This is a genomic window from Novosphingobium sp. RL4, from assembly GCF_035658495.1.
Taxonomy (GTDB): Bacteria; Pseudomonadota; Alphaproteobacteria; order Sphingomonadales; family Sphingomonadaceae; genus Novosphingobium.
Map to the genome: position 1 here is coordinate 1025820 of NZ_CP141945.1, position 26927 is coordinate 1052746.

At 66.1% G+C, this 26927-nt stretch carries 17 protein-coding genes; 11 read left to right on the plus strand and 6 right to left on the minus strand.

Annotation, left to right across the window (positions count from 1 at the left end; genetic code table 11):
• Positions 1-39 precede the first annotated feature (39 nt).
• Positions 40-3006, minus strand: a complete 2967-nt coding sequence (locus U9J33_RS21610) for a TonB-dependent receptor (protein ID WP_324699157.1) — start codon at positions 3004-3006, stop codon at positions 40-42.
• Between the two features lie 286 nt (positions 3007-3292).
• On the opposite strand from U9J33_RS21610, the gene U9J33_RS21615 reads away from it, so the two are divergent.
• The 7 genes from U9J33_RS21615 to U9J33_RS21645 all read left to right on the plus strand — a co-directional run bounded on the left by U9J33_RS21615 (position 3293) and on the right by U9J33_RS21645 (position 14777).
• Positions 3293-4507, plus strand: a complete 1215-nt coding sequence (locus tag U9J33_RS21615) for a rhamnogalacturonan acetylesterase (protein WP_324699158.1) — start codon at positions 3293-3295, stop codon at positions 4505-4507.
• 4 nt (positions 4508-4511) lie between these two features.
• Positions 4512-6059 carry a rhamnogalacturonidase gene (locus tag U9J33_RS21620; RefSeq protein ID WP_420719896.1) on the plus strand — a complete coding sequence of 516 codons (1548 nt, stop codon included), beginning with the start codon at positions 4512-4514 and terminating at the stop codon, positions 6057-6059.
• Between the two features lie 109 nt (positions 6060-6168).
• On the plus strand, positions 6169-6462 hold the full coding sequence (locus tag U9J33_RS21625) for an L-rhamnose mutarotase (RefSeq protein ID WP_324699966.1): 294 nt from the start codon (positions 6169-6171) through the stop codon (positions 6460-6462).
• A gap of 4 nt (positions 6463-6466) precedes the next feature.
• Positions 6467-9505, plus strand: coding sequence for a glycoside hydrolase family 35 protein (locus U9J33_RS21630; protein WP_324699159.1), 3039 nt, complete (start codon positions 6467-6469; stop codon positions 9503-9505).
• 62 nt (positions 9506-9567) lie between these two features.
• Entirely contained in the window at positions 9568-10683 is a 1116-nt protein-coding gene (locus U9J33_RS21635; RefSeq protein WP_054436126.1) for a glycoside hydrolase family 88/105 protein, read from the plus strand.
• A gap of 2 nt (positions 10684-10685) precedes the next feature.
• Positions 10686-13154 (plus strand): glycosyl hydrolase 115 family protein, encoded by a 2469-nt coding sequence (locus U9J33_RS21640; RefSeq protein ID WP_243692714.1) that lies wholly within the window; start codon positions 10686-10688, stop codon positions 13152-13154.
• A gap of 69 nt (positions 13155-13223) precedes the next feature.
• Positions 13224-14777, plus strand: a complete 1554-nt coding sequence (locus U9J33_RS21645) for an MFS transporter (RefSeq protein ID WP_132469594.1) — start codon at positions 13224-13226, stop codon at positions 14775-14777.
• A 26-nt stretch (positions 14778-14803) separates the two neighbouring features.
• On the opposite strand, the gene U9J33_RS21650 is transcribed toward U9J33_RS21645, so the two are convergent.
• Positions 14804-15583 (minus strand): IclR family transcriptional regulator, encoded by a 780-nt coding sequence (locus tag U9J33_RS21650; RefSeq protein ID WP_054436394.1) that lies wholly within the window; start codon positions 15581-15583, stop codon positions 14804-14806.
• Between the two features lie 231 nt (positions 15584-15814).
• On the opposite strand from U9J33_RS21650, the gene U9J33_RS21655 reads away from it, so the two are divergent.
• Together U9J33_RS21655 and U9J33_RS21660 are read left to right on the plus strand one after the other, a co-directional pair.
• On the plus strand, positions 15815-16501 hold the full coding sequence (locus U9J33_RS21655) for a glutathione S-transferase (RefSeq protein ID WP_324699160.1): 687 nt from the start codon (positions 15815-15817) through the stop codon (positions 16499-16501).
• 84 nt (positions 16502-16585) lie between these two features.
• Positions 16586-17902, plus strand: a complete 1317-nt coding sequence (locus U9J33_RS21660; RefSeq protein WP_054436395.1) for an NAD(P)/FAD-dependent oxidoreductase — start codon at positions 16586-16588, stop codon at positions 17900-17902.
• 4 nt (positions 17903-17906) lie between these two features.
• Here the strand turns inward: U9J33_RS21660 and U9J33_RS21665 are convergent, their stop codons facing one another.
• Positions 17907-18899 carry a LacI family DNA-binding transcriptional regulator gene (locus U9J33_RS21665; protein ID WP_185999203.1) on the minus strand — a complete coding sequence of 331 codons (993 nt, stop codon included), beginning with the start codon at positions 18897-18899 and terminating at the stop codon, positions 17907-17909.
• A 395-nt stretch (positions 18900-19294) separates the two neighbouring features.
• On the opposite strand from U9J33_RS21665, the gene U9J33_RS21670 reads away from it, so the two are divergent.
• Positions 19295-20632, plus strand: coding sequence for a sugar MFS transporter (locus U9J33_RS21670; protein WP_185999204.1), 1338 nt, complete (start codon positions 19295-19297; stop codon positions 20630-20632).
• On the opposite strand, the gene U9J33_RS21675 is transcribed toward U9J33_RS21670, so the two are convergent.
• From U9J33_RS21675 to U9J33_RS21685, 3 genes are all read right to left on the minus strand, one after another.
• Complete coding sequence (locus U9J33_RS21675) at positions 20604-21929, minus strand: metal-dependent hydrolase family protein (protein ID WP_185999205.1); 1326 nt, start codon at positions 21927-21929, stop codon at positions 20604-20606. The two genes, U9J33_RS21670 and U9J33_RS21675, sit on opposite strands and share 29 nt — an antisense overlap.
• Positions 21930-22031: 102 nt before the next feature.
• Positions 22032-23048 carry a LacI family DNA-binding transcriptional regulator gene (locus U9J33_RS21680; protein WP_185999206.1) on the minus strand — a complete coding sequence of 339 codons (1017 nt, stop codon included), beginning with the start codon at positions 23046-23048 and terminating at the stop codon, positions 22032-22034.
• The gene (locus U9J33_RS21685) at positions 23045-24301 is read right to left on the minus strand and encodes an MFS transporter (RefSeq protein WP_132469597.1); all 1257 of its coding nucleotides are present in this window, start codon (positions 24299-24301) and stop codon (positions 23045-23047) included. Before U9J33_RS21685 ends, U9J33_RS21680 begins: the two co-directional genes overlap by 4 nt.
• A 172-nt stretch (positions 24302-24473) precedes the next feature.
• Between U9J33_RS21685 and U9J33_RS21690 the strand changes: the two genes are divergently transcribed.
• Positions 24474-26927 (plus strand): TonB-dependent receptor, encoded by a 2454-nt coding sequence (locus U9J33_RS21690; RefSeq protein ID WP_054436398.1) that lies wholly within the window; start codon positions 24474-24476, stop codon positions 26925-26927.

Below are 26927 nucleotides of genomic sequence, written 5' to 3' on the forward strand. Positions count from 1 at the left end.
CAGTTCCGGCGTGGGAGGGCCCCGCCGAGGTCGTCAAATTCAGAATTTCACATTCACGCCTGCCGAAATCGTCCGGCCGACGCGGGTCTGGAACAGCGTGTCCTGCCGCTGGCTGTCGGTGTAGAGGCTGTTCTGCTCGTCCGTGAGGTTGGTGCCCTCGACGATCAGCTTGATGCTGTCCGAGATGTTGTAGGAAGCCGAGGCATCGACGAACACGGTCGAGCGGTTGCCCACCAGATCGCTGCCCGGCGAGGCAGGAATGCCGCGAATGAACGGCCCGCGATAGTTCACGGTGCCGCGGATCGAGAACTTGCTGTCTTCCCAATAGAGCGTTCCCGACGCCGTATCCTTGGACAGGCCGACCAGATCGTCCTTGGTCGTCTCGGTGCAGACGCCCTCGGAACTGACGAGGCAGTAATTGATCTTCGACATCACGTGCGTGTAGTTCGCCAGAACGCCGAAGTGGCTGATGAAGCCGGACACGAAGTTGAACGGGAGCTGCGCGTTCAGTTCGATGCCCTTCAACTTGCCGCCCGGCGTGTTGGTGGGCGTGGCGATGTTGAATTCTTCGTCCGGCGTGGTGTTGCTGCCCGTGAGCAGTTCGACCGGAAGGCCCAGTTCGTTGAATGGAATCAGCGAGTTCACGTTCTGGACGTAGGTCTTGATGTCCTTGTAGAAGAAGGCCGCCGAGATCAGCGATCCGGGGCGGAAGTACCATTCCACGGCCGCATCGAAGGTGTTGGCGCGGATGGGCTTGAGGTAGGGATTGCCCAGCGAGCCCGACCGGGTCACGGCATTGATCGTCACCGTAGGCGCCAGCACGGTCAACGCCGGGCGGGACATGACCTTCGCGGCAGAGAAACGCAGCAGCAGGTTCTGGACCGGCTCCACCACGATATTCGCGGATGGCAGCCAATCGTCATAGCTGCGCGTCGCGGAACGATACTGACCGGACAGGCCCGTGGGCGAAGTTGCGTCCGAAAGGTTGAGATAGCCCGAGGAGCGCTGCGAGGTGTGGATGTATCGCACGCCCACGTCGCCGCGCAGGCCGATGCCCACGGCGTCCGTCAGGTCGAACGTTCCCATCGCGAAGGCGCTGGTCTCCTCCTCCCTGACGGCGGGATTGATCTCGCCGCAGCCGGTGCAGGTGCGCGCGTCGAAAAGATTGTAGGTATCGGCCAGCTTCTGCCAGTCCAGCGTCGCCCAGCTCGCCGGCGCGCCGTGACCCCAAAGACTGTCCACCCCGGTGATCTGGGTCGTCAGGTCGGCTAGCGAAACCCCGGCCGGCAGCGCCTGAACCAGCGTATCGGCCGTGTAGTAAGTCGTCAGGCGCTGCTTGAAGTCACTGGACCTGTACTGGCCACCGAAATGAAGCTTGAAGGCGTCGGAAAATTCGTAATGAGCGTTCCATTCGGCCATCAGACCGTTGGTGGTATTGGTGCCAGGCTTGCCCTGAAGACTGAACCCGCCGGTGACGACGCCTGCGCCCGGTGTGGGACCATAGAGGAAGTTGTTCGGGTCGGACACGTCGAAGCCGAAGCCCAGCACCGGCGTGCGCCCGCCTCCGGTATAGTCGATCGAGAAATTGTCGGTGTCCAGCGCATCCATGAAGTACTGCATGCGGACCTTGTCCTTCCAGACCGAGCGGTTGAGGCCAAATCTGGCATCGACCGTCAGCCTGTCGGTGAAGCGGTGCATGAAGTTGAAATTCATCTGCTTGAAGGTCGTCGAATATTTCGAATGAAGACCTTCCGAGCGAACGTCCACGCCATCGAGCAGGGCATATTCGACCGAGCCCAGGTCCGAGAGTTGCACGTCCTTGAGCGACATCATCGGATAGCCCTGGTTCGACGCGGAACGGCCGAACGAGATCGCCTCGATGTAATTGTCGTCCCGCGTGACGTTGAAGCGCGAATAGAGCATGTCGAGCGAGATGTCGGTGTCGTCGTCGGGCTTGTACTGCAGGGTCAGCGTGCCGCCGATGCGCTCCTGCGTCTGCTGCGAGTTCAGGTAACGCGGAATACGCGGGAAGAACGCGCCGCTGCCGGGGGTGTTCGGCATATCGTCGCGCCGGGCATCATAGACGGTCTGATAGGCAGCGGGATCGCTTGTGCGCGGATTGCCTGTGGAGCAGTTGGCGGCATCGGCCCCGGTCGTCGCGCTGTTTGCCGGGCTTTGCGGCGTGAAGCCGATGGGTGAGCAGAACATGCCGTTCTGGTTGGCCGAAAGGATGTCCACCGCCGAATAGCCCACTTCGCGGGTGTGGCGCTTCTGGTAGGCGAGCGAGCCGAGAATGCCGAAGCCGCTGTCCCCGAATTGCTTGGAAACGAGCGCCGATGCGCGTGGATCGACCTTCTTCGACAGTTCGTTCCACACGCCGCGAGCCGTGGCGGAAAACACGAAATCCCTGGCCTGGTCCATCGGCCTCGGAGCGCTGAGATCCACCGTGGCGCCGAGCGACCCCTCCTCGATATCGGCCGAAGGGGTTTTGCGCACGGTCAGCGCCGAGAAGATTTCTGTCGGGAACACGTTGAAGTCGAAGCTGCGCCCGTTGTTGCCTGCGCCGTAGATATCCGAACCGCCGGTCTGCGCGGCAGCTTCCATGCCATTGATCCGCACGCGGGTGAAATCGGCGCCGAGGCCGCGCACGGAGATGTTCTTGCCTTCGCCGCCGTCACCGCGCTGAAGTGCCACGCCGGGAATTCGCTGCATCGATTCCGCAAGGTTGGAATCGGGGAACTTGCCGAGGTCTTCGGCCTTGATGGTGTCGATCGCGGCCGTTTCCACGCGCTTGTCGGCCAATGCCGCATTCAGCGAGGCGCGAAAACCGGTGACGATGATTTCCGAAGTGCTGGGGGAATCGCTGGCCCGGGAGGTGTCCTGCCCGGCAGCGGCCGCACCGTCCTGCGCAAAGGCCGAAAGCGGCAGCGTGACAAGAAATGCCGCAACCAGCGCCGGCGCGGAGACGCGGCTGCGCATGACGGATTTCGAGAAAGCCCTTCCCATTTCCTCACTCCCAATTTTTGTTCTTGTTTCGAACATTACCCACTATGTGGGATTGAGTTTTACATTATACGACATTTTCGCTCAGTTCCAGTCAAAATCGCTACCGATCCGATGGGCGGCCGGCGATTCCACGCAGCAGCGGTGCATTTCATCGCAAGACGCGGCCAAATAGCAGCGCTCGCCGCGATTGACTCTCCTTCATCCCGATATATGCCGTAATAAATCGCCATGTGGGATATTCCGCTGATAATCGATGCAGCCGGAAACCCAGGAGAGGATCATCCCAATGCCCTTGAGTCCGGCTCTCGCCCTAGTCCTGACCGCGAGCGTGGCGGCCAGTCCCACGATAGACATCGACCTCGGCGGCAGGTCGCCCGAGCAGATGCCGGTATACCGCGCCGGCGGATCCGGGGTGGAGCGGCGCGATGAATCGGGTGAATTTCTCTACTCGGTGGCGCTGCCCGAGGGCTTGTACCGGGTCACCCTGACCCTGGGCGACAGGCGCAGCGCCGGACGCACCACCGTGAAGACCGAAAGCCGCCGCCTGGTCCTGCGCGACGTCGCAACCCGGCGCGGGCAGACGGTAACGCGTAGCTTTCTTGTCGATGTGCGCAACGCACGTCTCCCGGCCCAGCCTGCCGGCGCCCCCCGGTTCGGCCAGACCGTGCTGCTGGACGAGCGCGACCTCGCCAGTTTCAGCTGGGATGACAAGCTGACATTCGAGTTCCTCGGCCAGCCCCGCGTCTCGGCGATCCACATCGAGCCCGCCAAGGCCCCCCGCCTGTTCCTCGCCGGCGATTCGACCGTGGCCGACCAGTACACCGAGCCCTTCACGAGTTGGGGCCAGATGCTGCCCGCGATGCTGGACGATCGCGTTGCCGTTGCCAATCACGCCAAGTCGGGCGCGACTCTGAAGTCGTTCATCGCCCAACTCCGTTTCTCCAAGCTCCTGACCCAGATGCAGGAAGGCGACTGGCTGTTCATCCAGTTCGGCCACAACGACCAGAAGGCCGAGTGGCCGATGACCTATCTCGATCCCGAACTGACTTACCCTTCCTATTTGCGCAGCTATATCGCCGAAGTCCGCCGCAGAGGCGTTCATCCGGTGCTGGTGACTTCGCCCGAGCGGCGCAATTTCGACGATGCCGGCAGGATCAAGGACACGCTCGGCGCCTATGCCGCGGCAGTGCGCAAGGTTGCGGCGGAAGAGAACGTGCCGCTGATCGATCTCAACCGGGACAGCATCGCGATCATGCAGGCGCTCGGCCCGGACATCTCGCCCCGCGCTTTCGCCGATAATGGCAAGGACAGGACGCACAACAACAACTACGGCGCCTGGCTCTTCGCCGCCGCCATCGCCCGGCAGGTGCGCGAGAAGATCCCCGAACTGGCGCCCAATGTCGTGCCGGGGAACTTCGATCCCGCGCATCCGCCTCTGCCCGAAGCCTTGCCGATCGCGCCGAGCATCTCGCTCGAGGAAAGCAAGCCGGAAGGGAGTTGAGCCGATGGACCTTCCCCGTCGCATGTTCTCCGGCCTCTGCATGGCAGGAGCACTGACGCCGCTGATGCCCCGGGCCGCACTCGGGGCTGAAGGCCGCTTCGACGTGCGCCATTTCGGCGCAAAGGGCGACGGGACGGCCATCGACAGTCCGGCCTTCAATGCCGCAATCGCCGAGGCCGCACGCCGAGGCGGCACGGTGCTGGTTCCGGCGGGCCGCTATCTCTGTTTCTCGATCCGCCTGCAAAGCCGCATCAGGATCGTGTTCGAACAGGGCGCCACGATCGTGGCCGCCGACCCCGCGCTTCATGGCGGCAGCTACGATCTGCCCGAACCTGCCCCCGGCCTCTACCAGGACTTTGGCCATAGCCACTGGCGCAACAGCCTGATCTGGGGCGAAGACATTGAGGACATGGCCATTGAAGGCCCCGGCCTGATCCATGGGCTTGGTCTCACCCGCGATGGGCCCGGCGCACGCTGGAAAGCGCAGACCGGCGAGCGGCCGCTTTCGATGCAGGGCATGAGCGAAAGGGATATCGCCGACCTCGAACCCGCCGTGGCGGCGATGCAGGGGCTCGGCAACAAGGCCATTGCGCTGAAACGGGGGCGCAATATCCGGTTGTCCGGCTTCACCGTGCTGAAAGGCGGGCACTTCGCCATTCTCGCCACCGGCACCAGCGCCTTGCTGATCGAAAGCCTCACCATCGACACGGACCGGGACGGCATCGACCTGGACTGCGTGAAAGACACCCTTGTGCGTGGCTGCAAGGTCAATTCGCCCAATGACGACGGCATCGTCGTGAAGTCCAGCCTGGCGCTGAGCGAACCGCTCCCCGCCGAAAACGTGTTGATCCGCGACTGCGCCGTCTCCGGCTATGACATGGGTACGATGCTGGACGGCACCCATGGAACCGCGCAGCACATCGCGCCCGACCGCGATCGCGTTACCGGTAGGATCAAGCTCGGCACGGAAAGCAACGGCGGTTATCGCAATGTCGTGGTTCAGGACTGCACTTTCACCCGCTGCCGGGGCCTCGCGCTGGAGACCGTGGACGGCGGGGTGATGGAGAACGTCGTCGCAAGCCGTCTCACCATGCGGGACGTGACCACCGCCCCCCTTTTCGTGAGACTGGGAGACCGGCGGCGCGGGCCGGACGGCACCGGCGTGGGCGCGGTGCGCCGCGTGGTCATATCGGAGATCGACGCAAGGGGAATCGACCCGCGCTTTCCTGCAACTTTCGCGGGCCTTGCCGGACACCCTATCGAATCGATCGAGATGCGCGACATCCACCTCGTTTACGGCGAGGCCGGAAAAAGACGCGATTCTGCGCCCGCACCCGTCCGGCAAGTGCCTGAACTTGCAGGGGCCTACCCCGAACCCAGCATGTTCGGGGTGCTCCCGGCATGGGCGCTCTGGGTCCGCCATGTGGAACGCCTGACTGTCGACAAGTTCCACGCCGAAACGATCCTGAAGGACGTCCGCGCGCCGATCCGGCTCGAAAACGTGGCATTTCCGCGCTTTTCGAACACACCCCTCCGGCAGAATGGCGATTGACGGACGCGTGCGGAGCAGTTACCAAATAACGGCATTGATATCCACATAATGGAACAAATGGGAGAATGGAGTGCCGGATACTGGGACGGGGTCGATCCACGCCTTCAGGATGCAGTTGAAGCCCGGCACGGTTGAGGAATACCGCCGCCGTCACGACGCGATCTGGCCGGAACTCTCCGCGCTGCTGATCGAGGCAGGCATCCGTGACTATTCGATCTTCCTGGACGAGGACAGCCTTGCCCTCTTCGCCGTGCTGCGCGTCCTGCCGGACAATAGCCGCGAAGCCCTGCCCGACCACCCGGTGATGCGCCGCTGGTGGGACTATATGGCGCCGCTGATGGAAGTGGAGCCTGGCAACCGCCCGGTCGAGCGCTCGCTCCCGCTCATGTTCCATATGGATTGAGCCGATGAAGCGCGCTTTCCTCACCGCCCTGCTGCTTTCCGCCGTTCCGATTGCCTCGCCCTCGGCCGCATCGGCACAGGACGCGAAGCAGACCGCCGACCTTTCCGCCCCGGCCCGGACCTTCGGCCGCGTCTCGTTCGATGCGCGATCGCTGATGATCGACGGCAAGCGGCAAGTGATCTGGTCGGGCGAGTTTCACCCCTTCCGACTGCCCAGCCCCGACCTCTGGCGGGACGTGCTGCAGAAGATGAAGGCCAGCGGGTTCAACACCGTCGCGCTCTATTTCGACTGGGGCTACCACTCGCCCAGGCAGGGCGTCTACGATTTCAGCGGAATTCGCGACCTCGACCGCCTGCTGACGATGGCTGAGGAAGAGGGCCTGTGGGTGATGACCCGCGCCGGGCCTTATGTGAACGCGGAACTGTCGCGCGGCGGTTTTCCGGGCTGGCTGGTCAACCAGAAGGCCCGCGCCCGCACCGACGATCCGGAGTATCTCGCCGCAGCCGACGAGTGGCTGACGCAGATCAACGCGATCATTGCCCGCCACCAGATCAACGGCGATGGCAAAGGTCATAAGGGATCGGTGATCCTCCACCAGATCGAGAACGAACTGGCGCTGACCACCCCCGCGCAGCGCCGCTACATGGACCACCTCTATGCCAAGGCGCGTGCCGACGGCATTACCGTACCGATCTTCCACAACGATCAGGGCCGCAACGGCTACTGGGTGCCGGAAGGCTCGCCCGTCGACAAAGTCGTCCACGGCCCCAACGACATGTATGCGTTCGACGGTTACCCCGGCGGCACCTGCACCGTGGAAGGCAAGCCGACGCGCAGCGTGGCTGCGCCGGACTGGGGCTTCTACGGCCCCGGCGGCGCCAAGGGTGGCGCCTCCGCTTCGCCGAAAACGCCCGGATTCCTGGCCGAATTCGGCGGCGGCTGGTTCGATTACTGGGGTTCCAACGGCGGCTACGAATGCAACGCGGTGCAGCGGGGCAAGCGATTCCAGCGGGTGTTCTACGGCACCAATCTGGCCAACGGCATCGGCATCCAGAGCTTCTACATGACCTATGGCGGCACCAGCTGGGGCTGGCTTCCGGCCCCGGTGGTGTTCACCAGCTACGACTATGGCGCCGCCATTTCCGAGGCGCGGAACCTGCGCGAAAAGGCGCTGGAGATGAAGCAGCTGGGCGGGCTCATCGCCTCCGTCCCGGACCTTGCGGGCATGATCCCGGCGGGCGCGCCTGAGGCCTCTTCGCCCAACATCCAGATCTACCACAACAAGAGCCCGGAGACCGACGCGCGCTTCCTGCTGGTGGCGCACAAGCCGTCGAACGGGCAGACCGACGACAGCTTCACCGTCACCGCCGCCCTGCCCGACGGGCGATATACTTTTCCGATACGTCTCAATGGCTTCGATGCCAAGTGGCTGGTCGCGGGTGTGAACCTTGGCGGGCAGCGGCTGGTCTATTCGACCTCCGAACTGCAATCGGCATCGAAGGCGGGAACCGCCGATCTCCTGCTGCTCTACGGCCGTGCCGGGGAGCCGGGCGAGACCGTGCTGCGCTATGCCTCGGCCCCCAAAATCACGGTTCTGGAAGGCGCGGCAGAAACCGCCTTCAACGACACCAAGGGCGACCTGAAAGTCACCTACACGCACGCCAGTGGTCAGGCAGGCCGCACCGTGCTGCGCCTGACCGGCGGCGGGCGCGGCGACCTGATCCTGATCCTTGCCGGCGAGGCCGAAGCCACCCGCTACACCCGCGCCGACACCGCTGCCGGACCCGTTCTCGTTCGCGGTCCGCAGCTGGTCCGTCACGCGTCGCTCAAATCCGGCGCGCTGGCGCTGACCGGCGACACCGGCGAAGAGGGCAATCTCGAAGTCTGGGCGCCCGGTGCCGTTCGCGCGCTGTCATGGAATGGCGCCCGTGTCCCTGCCAAGGCATCTGCCGTTGGCAGCATCTCCTCCACCGCGCCCTTGCCCGGCCCTGTCCCCGTCGTGCTTCCCGCCCTCACCGGCTGGCGCATGGCCAAGGGTTCGCCGGAGGCCGATCCGAAATTCGACGACAGCGGTTGGCAGGCCGTGGGCGGTAATCGTCCCAATGCGACCATCACCCAGCGCCCTGACGGCCAGCCGAACATGGCGATGGATGCCTATGGCTTCCACGAGGGCGACGTCTGGTATCGCGGCAAGTTCGAGGGCAATGCCGGGGCGAAAACCGTCTCGCTGTTCTACGGCGCCGGCGGCTCTGGGCTGGTGCAGGCCTGGCTGGACGGCAAGTTCATCGGCGAGGCCGAGACGCCGAGTGGCCTCCCCCGCCCGATCACCACCGGCACCGTCACCTTGGACCTGCCGCCCGAAGCGCAGGCGGACGGAAGCCATGTGCTTTCGGTGATGGTGCGCAACAACGGCCATAACTGGGACCTCGATTCCGACGACTTCCACAAGGAAGCGCGCGGGCTGATCTCCGCGTCGATCTCGCAGCCCGGCGGGCGCAGCTTCGCGGTGCCGATCGCGTGGAAGATCCAGGGCCAGCGCGGCGGCGAGGACTTGGCCGACCCCGTGCGCGGCCCCGCCAACAACGGCGGTCTCCATGGCGAGCGCATGGGCTGGCACCTGCCGCTGTTCGACGACAGCCGGTGGTCTGCCGCGCAAGTTCCGGCAAGCAGCGCCAATCCCGGCACGACATGGTATCGCACCACCTTCGACCTGGCCGTGCCCAAGGGGCAGGACGCCACCATCGCGCTGGCCTTCGGCGATACCGAAACCCCGCGCTCGGCCGCGAAATACCGCGTTCTGATCTTCGTCAACGGCTGGAACATGGGCCAGTTCATCGCCCATGTCGGCCCGCAGCGCGTGTTCCCCATCCCCGAGGGTATCCTCAGCCACCACGGCACCAACCACGTGGCGCTGGCCGTGACGAGCGACGGCGCCCCCGGCGATGCGCTGGAGGCGGTAAAACTTGTCACCCTGCACAACGCGCGCGGCGGCATTGCCGTGAAGACGGTGCCCGCCCCCCAGACACCGGCAGAGCTCAAATGAGCCGCCAGCCCCTTATCCGGCGCTCCGCGAGCGCCACCAGAACCATGACCAGGAGACCTTAATTGGCCGCGCTAACGCACGATATTCCGCGCGCGAATATCACCGACGCCATCGGCAAGCTGATGCACAACCTCGTCCATATCAAGGACGAGACCGGCGAATTCCTGCTCCGCCTCGAAGATGGCCGCGTGATCGACACCAAGGGCTGGGCCGGTTGGGAATGGACCCACGGCGTCGGCCTGTTCGGCATGTGGCGCTATTTCGAGCAGACCGGCGATGAGACCGCGCTGAACATCATCCGCCAGTGGTTCGAGGACCGCTTCGCCGAAGGCACGCCCACCAAGAACATCAACACGGTGGCGCCCTTCATCACCCTCGCCTACCTTTACGAACTGGACGGCGATCCCAGCTACATCCCCTATCTCGATACCTGGGCCGAATGGCTGATGGCGCCGGACGGACTGCCCAAGACCGAGGAAGGCGGCTTCCAGCACATCGTCTACAACGATGAGAACCCCGGCGAACTGTGGGACGACACGCTGATGATGAGCGTGCTGCCGCTGGCCAAGATCGGCCTGCTGCTGGACCGCCCGCACTATATCGAGGAAGCCAAGCGCCAGTTCCTCGTCCACATCAAGTATCTGGCAGATCGCAAGACCGGCCTGTGGTTCCACGGATGGGACTTCAACGGACGCCACAACTTTGCCGAGGCGCTCTGGGCGCGCGGCAACTGCTGGGTGACGATCGCCATTCCCGAGATCATCGAACTGCTCGATCTCGAACCGGGCGATGCTTTCCGCTCGTTCCTGATCGACACGCTGGCCGCGCAGGTCCGCACCCTGGCCGCCACGCAGGATGGCGACACCGGCCTGTGGCACACGCTGATCGACGATCCCACCAGTTACCTCGAAGCCTCCGCCACGGCGGGCTTCGCCTATGGCATCCTGAAGGCCGTCCGCAAGGGTTACCTCCCGCGCGAATACGAGGCGGTGGGCATCAAGGCGGTGCGCGGCGTGCTGGCCAATATCGACGATGCCGGCGAGCTTCAGCAGGTCAGCTTCGGCACGGCGATGGGCGACAGCCTGCAGTTCTACAAGGACATCGCCCTCACCTCCATGCCGTACGGTCAGAGCCTGGCGATCTGCGCTCTGGCCGAGTTCCTGCGGACCTACATCTGACGATGCGCGGCGTTTCCGCCCTTGCCCTGGCTGCGACCATGCTGGTCGGCGCGCCGGTAAGGGCGGAAACGCCGGAACTGGTGCGCTTTGCCTATTCCCGAGGCGATTTTGCGCTCGCGCAAAACGGCCGGACGGCGCGGATCGTCACCGCGCCGCAGGATCACGAACTCGTCCGCATCGCCGCCGAAGGGCTGCGCGCGGACCTTGCGGCAGTGACCGGCCAGCCCGCGAGCAAGGCGGATATGGCCGCGTCCGGCGCGCAAGTCTGGATCGGCACGCTGGGCCGCAATCCTGCCATCGACCGGCTGGTTTCCAGCGGCAGGATCGACGCGGCGAAGCTGAAGGGCGCCTGGGAAAGCTTCCTGATCGTGCCCCTGTCCGATCCCGCGCCCGGCATCCGGCAGGCGCTGGTGATCGTGGGCAGCGACCGGCGCGGCACCGCCTATGGCGCTTACGAACTGTCCCGCGCCATCGGCGTATCGCCGTGGCACTGGTGGGCGGACGTGCCGCCCGAACATCACGATGGCCTTTTCGTTGCCGCCGGAACCCGCCGTTTCGGCCCGCCTTCGGTGCAGTATCGCGGCATCTTCATCAATGACGAGGACTGGGGCCTCGTGCCCTGGGCTCAGGGTGCCTTCCCCGGCGAGCCCGCGCCGGGCCCCGGGACTTACGAGAAAGTCTTCGACCTGCTGCTGCGGCTCAGGGCCAACACGCTCTGGCCCGCGATGCACAAGGCCAGCCGCGCCTTCAACGCCGATCCCGCCAATGCCGCGCTGGCCGAACGCTACGGCGTGGTCATGGGCACCAGCCACGCCGAGCCCATGCTTCGCAACAACGTGAGCGAATGGACCGGCAGGGCGGAGGATTTCAACTACCTGACCCATCGCGCCGCCATCGGCGAATACTGGCGCGAGCGGGTGCGCGGCCATGCCGCCTACGAAACGATCTGGACGCTGGGCCTGCGCGGCATTCACGACAGCGGCATGATCGGCCCGAACACCGACGAGGAGCGCCGCCGCACCCTCGAACAGGTCTTCGCCGACCAGCGGGACATGCTGGGCCGGGCCGGCCTCGCCGGCGCGCCGCAGGTCTTCACGCCCTACAAGGAAGTTCTGGGCATCTACCGCGCCGGGCTGAAAGTGCCGGACGACGTGACCCTGATGTGGACGGACGACAACTTCGGCTACATCCGCCATTTCCCCGATGCCCCCGAACGGGCGCGCGCGGGCGGCAACGGCATCTACTACCACCTCTCCTACCTTGGCGCGCCGCTCTCCTACCTCTGGCTGTCGACGACGCCGCCCGCGCTGATCCGCGAGGAGATGGGACGTGCCTGGGACATGGGCGCGCGCCGGATGTGGATCGCCAACGCGGGAGACATCAAGCCCGCCGAACTCCAGATCGACTATTTCCTGAGCCTTGCCTGGGACATCGAAGGGACACGCGCCCAGCCGATCGAGACATGGGTGGGACAATGGGCCCAAGATGCGCTTGGCAATGGCACCGGCAAGCAGGCGGCGGCGCTGCTGGGCGATTATTACCGGCTCAACTTCGCGCGCCGCCCCGAACATCTGCAATGGTACCTGCCGGGAGAAAAGCCCCATGCCAGCCCGCTGACCATTGCCGAGGCGGACGAGCGCCTTGCCGGGTTCGCGGCGATGGAGCGGCGAGTGGCCGCGCTTCGCCCGCTGATTCCCCCGGCCCGCGCGGACGCTTTCTTCGAACTGCTGGACTATCCGCTCTCCGCCTCGGCCGCCGCCAATCGCCGCTTCTTCGCTGCCGAGGCCCACGATGCCCTGCGCGATGCCGACCCGGCCGAAAGCTGGCGCCGCGCGCGGATCGCGGCAGAGGCGCAGGAGACCCTCACCGCGCTGACCCGCCGCTACAACCGCGAGGTCGCCGGCGGGAAATGGCGCGGGATCATGGCGGTCGAGCCCGCCGACGGCCAATGGCGCAGCTTCCGCCAGAGCCTGCCGGTAGTGCCCGCCGCGGCCTCGATACCCGATGGGGATGATGCCGGGCGCCCGGCCCCCTCCCCCGCCGCGCCTCTCCCGCTCTTGCGGCCGGACGCATTCACCCGCGCAAAAGGCTGGCGGCTGATTGACGGCCTCGGGCGTAACGGCGCGCTTCTCGCCGCCGGTTCGCCTTCCGCCCCGGCGCGCGCATCCGTCACCCTGCCTGCCGGAAACTGGCGCGCCGTGATCGACCTGCTGCCCGCCTATCCGTCCGACAACGGAGACGTGCTGCGTCTCACCGTCCGCATCGACGGCGCGGCGCAGACCCTCGAAATTCCGCGCCGCACCGGCGACCGGGACTGGGCCATGGCCGTGCTCGACAACCGCATCGCCATGCCGCTCGCCCCAACGCTCGGCGCGGGTCGCCATGAGGTTTCGCTCGAAGCCGGCGATCCCGCCGTGAAGATCGAGGCCATTCGTTTCATACCTGCTGACAAGACAATTACTCCGACTTAATAGTCGAAACCAATCGGTCCGCCCACGAAGGCGAACCGCGCGAAGAACAAGACGGTGAAGGATCCTGTAGTGCCCCAGAGCCCTGATACGGCCGTGCGTCCCGTGCGCCTCCGAAACTACCTCGCCTATGGCTCCAACGACGTGCTCGGGGCCGGGTCGATGGCGGTCATCTCGGGCTGGGTGCTCATTTTCTACACGCAATTCTGCGGGCTTTCGGCGGGGCAGGCTGCCACCATCTTCGCCGTGGCGCGCGTGCTCGATGCCTTTGCATCGCCGATGATCGGCTATATCTCCGACCACTTCGGCACGACCGCGCTGGGCCGCCGTTTCGGGCGGCGGCGTTTCTTCATCCTCGCCGCGATCCCGCTCCTGCCCAGTTTCGGCCTGATGTGGCTGCCGGGCCAGAGCTTCTGGTACTACCTCGTCAGTTACGTGCTGTTCGAACTGGTCTACGCGATGGAGATCATCCCGTTCGAGACCCTCGCCGCGGAGATGTCGAGCGACTACCGCACCAAGGCGAAGTTCGCGGGCTGGCGCATCCTGTTCGGACAGGCCGCGGCGATCCTCGCCGGTTTCCTGCCGCTCTGGCTGATCGAGGCGCTGGGCCGGGACAGTGCGGACACGTTCTTCTACATGGGCCTGATCTTCGCCGCACTGTTCATGGTGACGGCGGCGATGCTCTATCTGTTCAGCTGGGAACGTCACATGCCGGGCGGTGTCCCCCTCCCCGCCGAACAGCGCCATTCGGCCAGCCCGCTGGACGCGCTGAAGGCGCTTTACCGCAACCTGTTCTCCACCATGCGCATCCGCGCCTTCCGCCTGCATCTGGGCATGTACCTGGGTGGCTACATCAGCCAGGACGTGTTCAACGCCGCCTTCACCTTCTTCGTGATCTTCGCGCTGGCAGGCACCACCGCGATCGCCTCCGGCCTGCTCGGCACCATGTACATCGTGCAGTTCGTCGCCGTCATCATCGCCATCAACATGGCCCTGCGCGCCTCTCCCAGCCGGGCCTACCAGATCGCCGCCGCCAGCTTCGGCGCGGGCGCGCTCACCCTGATCGGGCTGTGGGCCATGGGCATCACGGCAACGAGCCATACGATCTGGCTGTCGATCGGACTGGCAGGGCTGGGGCGCGGCGCGCTCAACTACATCCCCTGGGCAACCTACAACTACATGGCCGACGTGGACGAGATCGTCACCGGCACCCGCCGCGAAGGCAGCTTCGCAGGCGTCATGACTTTCGTGCGCAAGGCCACGCAGGCGGCCGCGGTGGCGGGCGTGGGCTTCGTGATGCAGGCCGGCGGCTTCGTTTCCGGCGCGGCGCAGCAGTCCGACGGCGCGATCCGCACCATCGCGGTGCTGCTCGGGCTGGGGACCGTGGGAATGCTGGTCTTCGGGGTGATCGTCTCGCTGCGCTTCCGGCTTTCGCCCGCAACTCACGCCGTGCTGATGCACGAGATCGAACACTTGCGCTCGGGCGCCCGCACGCCGACCAGCCCCGAGGCGCAGGCCGTGGTGGAGGACCTGTCGGGCTGGCGCTACGACCAGCTCTGGGGCCGCAATTCGCTGGTCCGGCACGATGAATGCGGCAGCGAAGTCGGCAAACCCGCCGGTGCTTGAAAAGCTTACGACCTGGGGCCAGCGCCCTATCCGCGCGGCGCGCGATAGCCCACCGCTGCGCCGATCTGTCCCGCAGTGGCGACGATGGCGGCGACGAGATCGTCGACGATGTCGTCCGTGAGGTAGTGGGCCGCGCTGGCGATCGAGATCGCGATGCAGATCTGGCGCCGCGCGTCGCGGATCGGCACCGCGATCGAGCGCACGCCGTCACCCAGTTCGCTGTCATGGAGCACATAGCCGCGCGCCTTGTGCTCGCGCATCAGGGCGACGTATTCCTTCACCGCCTTCGCCGGGACCTTGCCGCCATTGGCGTCGCGGTAGAGGTCTTCCCAGATCTTTTCATCCTCATCCAGCAGCAACGCCTTGCCCAGGCCGGTTTCGGCGATGGGGCGGCGATCGCCCGGCGCGGTGGCCACGCGCAGGCGCTGGCGGCCGGTCACACGGTCAAGGTGCCGGGACCAGTCTCCCTCGCGCTTGCCCACGAAGACGCAGAAGCCGGTCTCTTCCGAAAGCTTTTCCATGAAGGGGCGGGCCACGCGCACATAGTCGATCTGCTCGGTGGCCATCACGCCCAGTTCGAGCAGCTTGGGGCCAAGGCCGAACCCGTCGTTCGTGACGGAGAGATAGCCGCGCGATTTCAGCGCCTGCACCAGCCGGTGTGCGGTGGTCTTGCTCATGCCCAGCTTGCGGGCGAGGTCGGCGGCGCGGATCGGTCCGCCGATCACTTCGTCCATGATGTCGAGCGCGCGCATCAGCGTCTGCGTGCCCTTGACCTCGACTTCGGGTTTATCGTCGCGAGGTGTCATAGTTCCCGTCTTTCCGGAGAGACTCATCCCCTGGGATACCCACTTTGCGGGACGTGACTCCAATTGTTCCACCAAGCTCTATACCGTCCGGCGCCACCGTCAATGGGGCGCCCGGCAGGTTGGCCCGCCATGGCGGTAAATGCCGGCCACCGGGCGGCGCGGCACCTTGTTGCACCGCCCGCGTTATGATCGCGGCGCCTCATGACCCGGCGCCCGCTGGAGGAAAGACCGATGATCGCAGTCCACCATCTGGAGAATTCACGCTCGCAGCGCATCCTCTGGCTGCTGGAGGAACTCGGCCTGCCCTACCGCGTGGTGCATTACGCGCGCGACAAGGCGACGATGCTCGCCCCGCCGGAACTGCGCGCGGTGCACCCGCTCGGCAAATCGCCGGTCATCGTCGACGAGGATGCCGGGGACGGGCCTCTCACCATCGCCGAAACCGGCGCGATCATCGAATACCTCGTCGGGAAGGCGGACGGGAGGCTGGGTGTGCCGGAGGCACAAATCGGGGCTGTGCCGGAGGCACAAGGCGCAAGTGCGCCGGAGGCACGGGAGGCCGCGCTGCGCTATCGCTATTACCTGCACTATGCCGAAGGCTCGCTCATGCCGCCGCTGCTCATCAAGCTGGTGCTCGGCATGATCCCGGTGGTCGGCGGCTTCGCGCAGAAGAAGGTCCAGCCGATGATCGACGTCCACCTCGATTTCGTGGAAAGCGAACTCGCCTCCCGCCCCTGGTTCGCCGGCGATGCCTTCACCGCCGCCGACGTGATGATGAGCTTCCCGCTGGAGGCCGCGCGCGACCGGGCCGGACTGGACGCCTCGCGCCCGGCAACGACGGCCTGGCTGGAGAAGATCCATGCGCGCCCCGCCTATCAGGCCGCGCTGGCGGCGGGCGGCCCCTATCGCTACGCCTGAGTTCGCGGGCCTGCGGAAGGACTTCTAGGGCGTGCGCCGCTGTGCCATAGGAGCGGGGCAACACCTGCGCGGAAGGAATGCCCCCTGCTCCCGAGCAAGACCCAGATCGTGATCGTCGGCGGCGGTGCCGCCGGACTGGAACTCGCCGCCAAGCTCGGCGCCCGTTACGGCCGCAAGCGCCACGACATCATCCTGGTGGACCGCAACCGGACGCATATCTGGAAACCGCTGCTCCATGAGGTGGCGACCGGCTCGCTTGACGCCAATCTCGACGAGGTGGGCTATCGCAGCCACTGCCACCGCTGGGGCTATCGCTATTTCTACGGCACGCTCTCGGGGATCGACCGCACGAACCGCCGCGTCCACCTTGCCGCGGTGCAGGACGAAAAAGGGCGCGAAGTGCTTGCCCCGCATTCGATCCGCTACGATTACCTGGTGCTGGCCTTCGGCTCCGTCACCAACGACTTCGGCACGCCCGGTGTTGCCGAGAACTGCACTTTCCTCGACAGCCGCGCGCAGGCCGACCGTTTCCGCGACAAGCTGCTGGACCAGTGCCTGCGCGTCTCGCGCGCGATGACCGCCGATCCGGCCAGCGATGCGCGGGTCAAGGTGGCGATCGTCGGCGGCGGAGCAACCGGGGTGGAACTGGCCGCTGAACTGTTCAACGCCGCCGATGCACTGGGATATTACGGGCTGGAAGTGTTCGACCGGGGCCGCCTTGACGTGACTCTCGTCGAAGCCGGTCCCCGCATCCTGCCGCAATTGCCGGACCGACTGGCCGGAGCCGCGCATCAGGAACTGGAAACGCTGGGGGTGCGCGTCCTTGTCGATACGCCCATCGTCGAATCCACCGCCGAAGGAATGGTCACGCGCTCGGGAGAGCGGATTGACGCCGACCTTCAGGTCTGGGCGGCGGGCGTGAAGGCCCAGCCCATCGCCGAGGGCCTTGGCGGGCTGGAACTTGCCAGATCGGGCCAGATCGTGGTCCGCCCCACCCTGCAAAGCGCCACTGACGACAGGATTTTCGCCATCGGCGACTGCGCCTCCTGCATCCTGCCGGGCCGCGACCGGCCGATCCCGCCGCGCGCGCAGGCGGCGCACCAGATGGCGGACGCCGCCTTCGCGAACCTCAAACGCGCGATGGAAGGCAAGCCGCTCGTCGATTTCGTCTACAAGGACCATGGTTCGCTGGTGTCGCTGAGCCGGTTCTCGACCGTGGGCACGCTCATGGGCAATCTGGTGGGCGGCCGCATGGCGGTGGAAGGGCGGCTCGCCCGGTTCATCTACCTATCGCTGTACCGGATGCACCTGCTGGCGATCCATGGCTGGATCAAGGGTTCGGCGCTGATCGCGGTCAGCCACGTCAACCGCATCGTCCGCCCCCGCCTGAAGCTACACTAGATCGTCAGCCAGTGGGGGCCGGCCCGCTGCTTTCGCGCCGGACCAGCTCGAACCGGAACACGGGCGCTTCGTCCGGCGCGCCGACCAGCGCATCCACGACGGCGCGCCCCATCTCCTCCAGCGGCTGACGGATCGTGGTGAGCGGCGGCCAGGTGGTGGCGCTGGCGGACGTATCGTCAAAGCCGACGATCGACACGTCATCCGGCACGCTCAGCCCGGTGCGATGCGCATATGTGAGCACGCCCAGCGCCATGGCGTCGTTCGTGGCGAAGATCGCGGTGGGCGGCGCTTCGCCGGCGAGCAATTGTTCCCCGGCGCGAAGGCCGGAATCGAAATCGAAGCTGCCCGGCACGAACCGGACGTCCCCGGCCGGGATGCCCGCTGCTTCCAGCCCGTCCCGGAAACCCTCGACCCGGGCGAGCGCCGCGCGGTGGTCCGCCGGCGGCGCGATCACGCCGATCCGGCGGTGCCCCAGTTCGATCAGGTGATCGGCGATCATCCGCCCCGCCGCCCGCTCCGGTGTGGGAATGTTGAAGCTCTCCGTCACCAGCGATCCTGCCAGCCGCGCACAGGGCAAGTCGAGTTCCGAAAGCCTTTGCAGCAACGCCCTGTCGTCCGACAGCGGCGGGGCCACGAATACGCCGTCGGGCCGAAGCGCCGCCACCAGCCGGTCGAGTATCTCGAAGCGCTCGTCACCGGACAGCGGCATCGGTTCGACAACGAGATGGTAGCCCAGTTCGCGGCAGCGGTTTGCCGCGCCCACCTGGATTGCGGAAGTGTAGCCGGGGGTGGGGTTGTTGTAGAGGAAGGCCAGCATGAACGAGCGCCCCCCGGCCAGGCGGCGTGCCGACTGATTCGGCCTGTAGCCGAGCCGGTCGATCGCTTCGGTCACCCGCGTGCGCAGATCCTCGCTCACATTCGGCGCTTTGTTGACAACGCGGGACACGGTCTTGATGGATACGCCTGCCGCGGCAGCAACGTCACGAATGCTGGTCATTTGCAGGCCTTGCCACACAAGATTGCGGTTGAGAATGGTTTTACGGAAATTCCCGGCCGTTCTCCGGGATCGTCGCATAATCGCGGCGTGAATGCCTCCCTGCAGGATTGCCTTGATCGATCGCGCATTGCGCGCTAATCATCCGGTACAACGTTGTCATCTCCTCCAAAGCCGACAGCGCTGGAATCCCGGGTGCGGCCCTTTCGCCGAAAGGCGAATCGATCGCACCCGGGATGACAAACCAATAAGAACGACATGGGAGATATCGCGGTGCTCACCACGGCAGCCGACACCGGCTCGGGCTGAACCATCGCCCCGGACGCCCGCGCGTCCCCACCCTTCATCCCTGAATTGGCGCGTGGAACGCGCCCGGCAGCGCGAGTCGAGCAAAAATCATGGCCTTCACGTCAGCGATCACAAGTTCCGAACCGAGCGAGGAAGCCCCCGGCGGTCATGTCGACGCGCCGGAGCTGCGCTATTTCGTCATGGCGCTGTTCTTCATCTTCGGCGGCATAACCAGCCTGAACGACGTCATCATTCCCAAGCTGAAGGAGCTGTTCACGCTCAGCTACACCGAAGCGATGCTGGTGCAGTTCTGCTTCTTCACGGCCTATGCGGTGATCGGCATTCCCGGCGCGATGCTGGTACGCGGGATCGGCTACATGCGCGGGGCAGCGGCCGGGCTGGCGATCATGATCGTGGGCTGCCTGGCCTTCATTCCGGCATCGCAGACCGCCACCTACTGGCTGTTCCTCGCCGCCTACTTCGTGCTCGCGGCGGGCGTGGTGATCGTCCAGGTGGTGGCCAACCCGCTCATCAGCCTGCTGGGCAAGCCGGAAACGACCAGTTCGCGCCTGACCTTCGCGCAGGCCTTCAATTCGCTGGGCACCACCATCTTCCCGATCGCCGGCGCCGTGCTGATCCTGGGCAGCCTTGCCGCCGTTTCGGCGCACGACCTTTCCGGCGCCGCGCTCGATGCCTATCGCCGCGCCGAAAGCCAGGCGATCGTCCACGGCTATCTTGCCATTGCCGGCGCGCTCGCGCTCGTCATCGCCGCCGTCTGGGCCTTCCGCAACCGCCTGCCGCCGCAGCAGCACGGCGACCATGCAGGATTCGCCGGGTTCGACCTGCTGAAGCGCCCGCGTTTCCGCTTCGGCACACTGTGCATCTTCCTTTACGTCGGCGCCGAAGTCTCCATCGGGTCGCTGATCGTCAGCTACCTCATGCAGGACCACGTCATGGCCCTGCCGGAACAGTCCGCCGGCAAGCTGATCGGGCTTTACTGGGGCGGTGCGATGCTGGGGCGCTTCATCGGCTCTGCCGTCCTGCGCGTCCTCGATCCCGGACGGGTGCTTGCCGTCAATGCCTTCACGGCCATCGCCCTGCTCGCGCTTTCGGTGGCGAGCACCGGCACCGTCTCGGGCTATGCGCTGCTGGCCGTGGGCCTGATGAACTCGATCATGTTCCCCACGATCTTCAGCCTCGCCTGCGAGAAGCTGGGCGCCCGCGCGGCGGACGGTTCGGGCATCATCAACGTGGCGATCTGCGGCGGCGCGCTGGTGCCGCTCGCCACCGGGGCGCTGGCAGACCTGACCGGCGGCAACCTGGGCATGGCGCTGGTTCTCCCCGCGCTGTGCTACGCGGTGATCGCCGGGTTCGGCGTGTCCGCCCGGCGACCTGCCCCGGTTCCCGAAACGGAAGCCCTCAGATCAGGGGCTTTCCCGCCGATTTGACGATCGCGCCGCCCTTCATCACGAAGCCGACGTTTTCCAGCACCTTGACGTCGGCCAGCGGATCGCCGTCCACGGCGATGACGTCGGCATAGCGGCCAACCTGCAGCGTGCCGACATCGGTGCTGCCCAGAAGGTCGGCGGCATTCCCGGTCGCCGTCTTGATCGCGTCCATCGGGGTCATCCCCGCGTTTACCAGCAGCGCGAATTCCTGCGCATTCTCGCCGTGCCGGGAAAGGCCGAAGGTATCCGTGCCGAAGGCGATCTTCACGCCCGCGGCATAGGCATCGTGCAGGTTGCGGCGCAGCAGCGGCGCAATGGCGAGCGCTTTTTCCGCGGTGGAGGGGTTGAGCTGCTCGGGATGCTCCTTCGCGCGCTGGTAGACCCGCTCGCCGACCAGCATCGTCGGCACGAGATAGGTCCCGTGCTGCTTGAACAGCTTGTAGCTTGCCGCATCGGCGTAGGAGCCATGCTCGATCGAATCCACGCCCAGCTCGATGGTATGGTCGATCGCCTCCTTGCCATGGGCGTGGGCAGCCACCTTCATCCCCAGCGCGTGGGCGGTGTCGATCACCGCCTTGATCTCCTCGTCCGTCATCAGCTGGTGCCGGGGATCGTCGCCGATGGACATGACCCCGCCAGACGGCATGATCTTGATAAGGTCCACGCCTTCGCGCTTCAGGCGCCGCACCGCCAGCCGGGCGGATTCGGGGCTATCGACCACATTGTCGCTGACATGGGGAATATCGGCGAATTCCACCCGCAGGCCGTTCACCGCATCGCCGTGGCCGCCGGTCGGGCCGAGCGGAGTGCCCGCAACCCACATGCGCGGACCGGGAACCACGCCGCCCTCGATCGACTTCCTGAGCGCGACGACCACCTGGGTATCGGCCCCGCAATCGCGCACCGAGGTGAACCCGGCCAGCAGGGTGTCGCGGGTAAAGACCGTGGCCTCGATCGCATCCTCGAAAGCGCTGCGGGTCACGCTGTTGCGGATCGGATCGCCGGAATGCCACCCCGCCGTGATGTGATCATGCGTATCGATGAGGCCGGGCAGGACCGTCTTGCCGGAAAGGTCCACCACTTCGGCGCCTTGCGGCGTGACGAAGCCGGGCTGGATCGCGGTGATGCGCTCATCGGTAATCAGGATCGACACGTTCTGGCGCGCGGCCGCGCCGGTGCCGTCGATGAAGCGGCCGGCATGGATGACGATATCCTTCGCGCCCGCGCTGCCACACGCGCCGGCGGCAAGCGCCAGCACACTGCATGCGATCGCCGCCGCACGTTTCACCGAACCCATTGCCCCCATCATATCCCCCTGAATCGAAGCCAGATCTGCCGATAAATCAACGTTGCGCGGCGCGGGCGGACCGTCAATGGCTTTCGCGCCGCCGCGCTGCTCTCAGGCCGGTCCGGTGCTGCCCCGGACGATCAGTTCGTGCGGCAGCATCAGGTGCGAACCTTCTCCCCCGGCGGTGCGGCGGAATTGCGGATCGACGAGGATATCCACCGCCGCCGCCGCCATTTCCGCCTTGGGCTGGCGCACCGTGGTCAATTGCGGCCATGCCGCGCGCGACGAGGGCGCATCGTCGAACCCGCACAGGGACAGCGTTTCGGGAACGGCGATGCCGTGCTTCATGGCGGTGATGAGCACGCCCAGCGCCATGTCGTCGTTGGAGGCGAAGATCGCCGTCGGCCGGTCCTTCAGCGCCAGCAGCCGTTCGCCCAGCGCCAACCCGGACCGCGAGGTGAAATCTCCCCGCACCACGCTGGCCTCGTCGATATCGACGCCGGCGGCCGCCATGGCCGCGCGGAAGCCTTCCTCACGGCGGGCCGATGCGCTGTGGCTGAGCGGCCCCTGCACGAAGCCGATGCGGCGATGGCCGAGGCCCAGCAGGTATTCGGTCACTTCCCGCGCCGCGCCGCGATCGTCCATGCGCACCGTGCCGGAACCGGCGGGGGCCTTGCTGGGGGCGACCAGTACGGTGGGCAGCCCCGCCTCCGCGAAGATCGCCATCAGCGCCGCATCGTCGCAAATCGGCGGGGCGACTATCGCCCCGTCCAGCCGCAGCGCCGCAATGCTGGCGCGCACTTCAAGCGCCCAGTCCGGCGCGGCAAGGTCGACCGGCTCCACCACCAGGTGATAGCTGCGCGCGCGGCAGCCCATCAGGGCGCCGTGCTGGACATCGGCGGCATAGCCGGACACCGGATCGTCGATGAACAGACCCAGCAGATAGGAGCGCGAGCTTGAAAGGCTGCGGGCGAAGGCATTGGGCCGGTAGTCCAGCTCCGCCACGATCCGCTGCACCAGATCGCGCAGTTCCGGGCGGACATGCGCTTCGCCATTGATGACGCGCGAAACGGTTTTCGGCGAGACGCCTGCCCTTGCGGCGACATCCTTGATCGTCACGATACTCATGCCGCCACCTCCCTCGGCCGCCGGCACATGCCCGCGAACCCCGCGATCCCCGCATAGCACAGCGCCGGAAGCAGCAAGGCCGGAAGCAGGCCCGCGGCATCGGCGGCGGCCCCGGTCAGGATCGGAACCACCGCTCCGCCGACCACGGCCATGCACAGCCACATCGAGGCGAGCGGCGCCTGCCGGCTGTCCTGCGGCATCGCCAGGGCATAGATGGTGGGATACATGATCGCGTTGCAGAGCCCCACCGCGATCAGCGCGGCGGCGCCTGCCGCTCCGGGCAGCACGGTGGCAGCCACCGTCAGCGCGATCGCCGCCAGCGCGGCGTAAAGCAGCAGGCGCGCCTCGGCCATGCGCGTCAGCATCCACGCGCCCGCGAAGCGCCCGACCATGGCGCCGGCCCAGTAGAGGCCGACCAGCCTCCCCGCGCTGACCGGTTCCAGCGCCAGGCGTTCGGGCAGCATCAGCACGTTCGTCATCAGGGTTCCGATCGTCACTTCCGCGCCCACATAGACGAAGATCGCCGCCGTCCCCCATCGCAGCCGGCGATCGCGCAGGACGGAGAATATCTGCCGCGACCAGTCCGGCGGGAGCATCCTGCCCGCGCCGGCAGGCGCCGCCGACAGCAGGGCGCGGTGGCCGACATAGAGGGCCGACAGCACCGCCAGCACCGCGCCGATCGCCACGAACGGGACGGATGCCGTTCCGCCGCCCCGATCCCCCGGCGTGATGTTCGCCAGCAGGAACGGCGCGCTCAGCACGGGGCCCAGCACCGTGCCCAGGGAATTGAAGCCCTGCAGCAGGTTGAGCCGCACCGCCGCCCCGCGAGACGGCCCGATCACCGTGACCACGGTGTTGGACGCGATCTGCAGGACCGTCTGCCCCGCCGAAAGCAGCAGCAGCGCGCCCAGTACCAGCAGGAACTGCCGCATCCCCTGCGCCAGCGCCAGCGACAGGCATCCCGCCGTCATGACCGACAGGCCGATGGCGATCGCCCGCATGTACCCGATTCGCACCACCGCCAGCGCCGCCGGTAGGGCGAACAGGAGATAGCTCGAATGGAAGGCAAGCTGGACGAGCAGCGCGCCCTTGTAGTCCAGCCCCAGCACCGCCTTGAGCTGCGGCACCAGCAGGCTGACGGATGCGCTCAGGAAGCCGCCGATGAAGAACACGCCGATCGAAAGCCAGAACAGCCGCCTGACGAGGGATTCCTGCGCATCGGACGGCAGAACGGGTGGGGCGGTGCGCGACATGTGAGGCATCTATGGCACTGCGCCCGGGATGGCAAAAGGACTGTTTCCCCGAAGACACAGCGCCGGCCTTATCCTGACCCAAGCCCTGACATCGATGTCAAATCAGGCTTGACAACGATGTCAGGGCTTGGGCATTGCACCCTCACAAGTAACAAACATTCGGGAGGATGACATGACGAGGCACGATCTCGTCGCGGGCACAGCGCTCGCGGCTTGCCTATTTTCCGTATCTGCCGCTCACGCCCAGGATGCCGCGGCATCGGCGCAGCAGACCGTTTCCGACAACGATATCATCGTTACCGCGACCCGCCGCGAAACCACCCTGCAATCGACCCCGATCGCGATCTCGGCCTTCAGCCAGGAAACGCTGACCAAGAACGGCGTCAAGGACGTGACCGACCTTGCCCGTTTCGTCCCCTCGTTGCAGTTCAACCAACAGGGCGACCAGTCGGCCGTGCTGCTGACCTTGCGCGGCATCGGCAACGACAGCGCCTATACCGAAGTGGCCGACCCCGAAGTCGCCATCTACATCGACGGCGTATACTCGCCGCGCTCGCAGGGCGCATCGGTGCTGATGTACGACATGGAACGCGTCGAAGTGCTGCGCGGCCCGCAGGGCACGCTGTTCGGCCGCAACGCCACCGTCGGCGCGCTCAGCCTGATCTCGGCCAAGCCCAAGCTCGGCGAATTCAGCGGCAACCTCGAACTGACCGCGGGCAATTACGACCGCTTCGGCATGCGCGGCGCGATCAACATCCCCGTCACCGATACGCTGGCCTTCCGCGTCGCCTTCGTCAGCGACCGTCATGACGGCTATGCCGATTACCAGGCCGCGCCCGACATCGTCGGCATCAACAAGTCCGCCTTCGTCACTTCGGGCAAGAAGTACTACGCGGCGGACCAGCAGTCGGGCCGCGTCTCGATGCTCTGGCAGCCGAGCGACCGCTTCAGCTGGAACCTTTCGGCCGAAGGTTTCCTCGACAACGGCGCGCCGGTCATCGGCCTGCTCCAGACCCCGCGCGCGGGCACCAAGCGCTGGTCCACGCTCAGCGATACCGCGCCTGAAACCGATCGTTACTCGGTCGCCGTGCGCAGCACGATGAACTACGACATCACGGACGGCATCCAGCTCAGCTACATCGGTGGCTGGTCGCGCATCGGCGGCAGCACCCGCACCGACGCCGACGCGGGCGCCCTGCCCCCGACCGGCCAGGTGGACGCGGACGGCAACGACCTGCCGCTCGGCGCCTTCAACGAGAACGCCACGCTCTCCTCGCGCTATGACTTCCAGAGCCACGAACTCCAGCTCAAGTCCACCGGCGAGAACGACATCGACTGGATCCTCGGCGCCTATTACAGCCACGAGAAGAACAAGATCCGCTTCGATATCGACCAGCGCAACGGCTACCGCGACGGCACCTTCAGCTGGGCGGGCAGCTTCATCCAGGCCAATCGCCAGATCGATAGCCGCGCCGTGTTCGGCCAGGCCGTGTGGCATGCGTCTGACTGGCTGCGCTTCACCGGCGGCCTGCGCTACACCTCCGACAAGAAGCAGGACATCGGCGGCCGTAACGTGACCTTCTCTGGCGAAGGCTGCACCGATGCCGACAAGGCCCCCGGCGGCGCCTGCACCGGCGGCATCTTCGGCGCCTATCCCGGCGCCACCGCCGCGCAGCTGGTGGACCTGCTGCCCGGCTTCTCGATCTCGAACAACGACGTGAAGGGCAAGTGGGACAAGCTGACCTACCTCGCCCGCGTCGATGCCGACATCGCGGCCGACACCCTGGGCTATGCCAGCATCTCCACCGGCTTCAAGTCGGGCAACATCCAGGACAATGCCGGGCTGACCGATCCGGAAACCCTGACCAACTACGAAGTCGGCCTCAAGACCCGCCTGCTCGACCGGGCCGTGACGCTGAACCTGGCCGCCTACTATTCCGACTTCAAGGGATACCAGGTCAACCAGGCCGTCACCTTCCGCGACGATGAAGGCAATGTCGTGCGCAGCCAGATCGTGACCCAGAACGCCAAGGGCGCGAAGGCTTACGGCCTGGAAGCGGAAATGAATGCGGCCTTCACCGCCGCGGACCGCCTGAACTTCTCGGCCACGCTGCAGAAGACCAAGCTGGACGATCTGGAAAGCGTCGACGGTCGTCTCTACGACGGCGGCAAGGCCTCCTCGATCGTGCAGCTCAAGGGCAACGAACTGGCCCACGCGCCGCGCTTCTCGGCGACGCTGAGCTACGAGCACGACTTCGAACTGGCGAGCGGCGCGCGGATCACCCCGCGCTTCACCACGCACTACGAGACCAAGAGCTGGCTGAGCTACTTCAACGGCGATGCCAATCCCTTCGTGAATGCCAACGATCCGGCGGACAACATGCCCGACCGCGGCACCAACGGCACCTCGTGGGACAAGCAGAAGGCCTACTTCCGCTCGGACGCCTCGATCCGTTTCGAGCCGGCTGACGGCAAGTACTCGGTCGAAGCCTTCGTCCAGAACATCGAGAACGGACACATCCGCACCGGTGCCGGCGCCTTCGGCGCGCCGCGCTACGATCCGGTGTTCCTCTCGAACCTCCAGCCGCCGCGTACCTGGGGCGTCCGCGCCCGCGCGAGCTTCTGA

Excerpts from the sequence above, each read along its gene's own strand:
- U9J33_RS21690 (WP_054436398.1), top strand. The coding sequence starts at position 24,474 with ATGACGAGGCACGATCTCGTCGCGGGCACAGCGCTCGCGGCTTGCCTA.
- U9J33_RS21650 (WP_054436394.1), bottom strand. The coding sequence starts at position 15,583 with ATGACACCTCGCGACGATAAACCCGAAGTCGAGGTCAAGGGCACGCAG.
- U9J33_RS21640 (WP_243692714.1), top strand. The coding sequence starts at position 10,686 with ATGCGCGGCGTTTCCGCCCTTGCCCTGGCTGCGACCATGCTGGTCGGC.
- U9J33_RS21670 (WP_185999204.1), top strand. The coding sequence starts at position 19,295 with ATGGCCTTCACGTCAGCGATCACAAGTTCCGAACCGAGCGAGGAAGCC.
- U9J33_RS21655 (WP_324699160.1), top strand. The coding sequence starts at position 15,815 with ATGATCGCAGTCCACCATCTGGAGAATTCACGCTCGCAGCGCATCCTC.
- U9J33_RS21665 (WP_185999203.1), bottom strand. The coding sequence starts at position 18,899 with ATGACCAGCATTCGTGACGTTGCTGCCGCGGCAGGCGTATCCATCAAG.
- U9J33_RS21615 (WP_324699158.1), top strand. The coding sequence starts at position 3,293 with ATGCCCTTGAGTCCGGCTCTCGCCCTAGTCCTGACCGCGAGCGTGGCG.
- U9J33_RS21630 (WP_324699159.1), top strand. The coding sequence starts at position 6,467 with ATGAAGCGCGCTTTCCTCACCGCCCTGCTGCTTTCCGCCGTTCCGATT.
- U9J33_RS21610 (WP_324699157.1), bottom strand. The coding sequence starts at position 3,006 with ATGGGAAGGGCTTTCTCGAAATCCGTCATGCGCAGCCGCGTCTCCGCG.
- U9J33_RS21675 (WP_185999205.1), bottom strand. The coding sequence starts at position 21,929 with ATGGGTTCGGTGAAACGTGCGGCGGCGATCGCATGCAGTGTGCTGGCG.
- U9J33_RS21685 (WP_132469597.1), bottom strand. The coding sequence starts at position 24,301 with ATGTCGCGCACCGCCCCACCCGTTCTGCCGTCCGATGCGCAGGAATCC.
- U9J33_RS21620 (WP_420719896.1), top strand. The coding sequence starts at position 4,512 with ATGGACCTTCCCCGTCGCATGTTCTCCGGCCTCTGCATGGCAGGAGCA.
- U9J33_RS21680 (WP_185999206.1), bottom strand. The coding sequence starts at position 23,048 with ATGAGTATCGTGACGATCAAGGATGTCGCCGCAAGGGCAGGCGTCTCG.
- U9J33_RS21625 (WP_324699966.1), top strand. The coding sequence starts at position 6,169 with ATGCAGTTGAAGCCCGGCACGGTTGAGGAATACCGCCGCCGTCACGAC.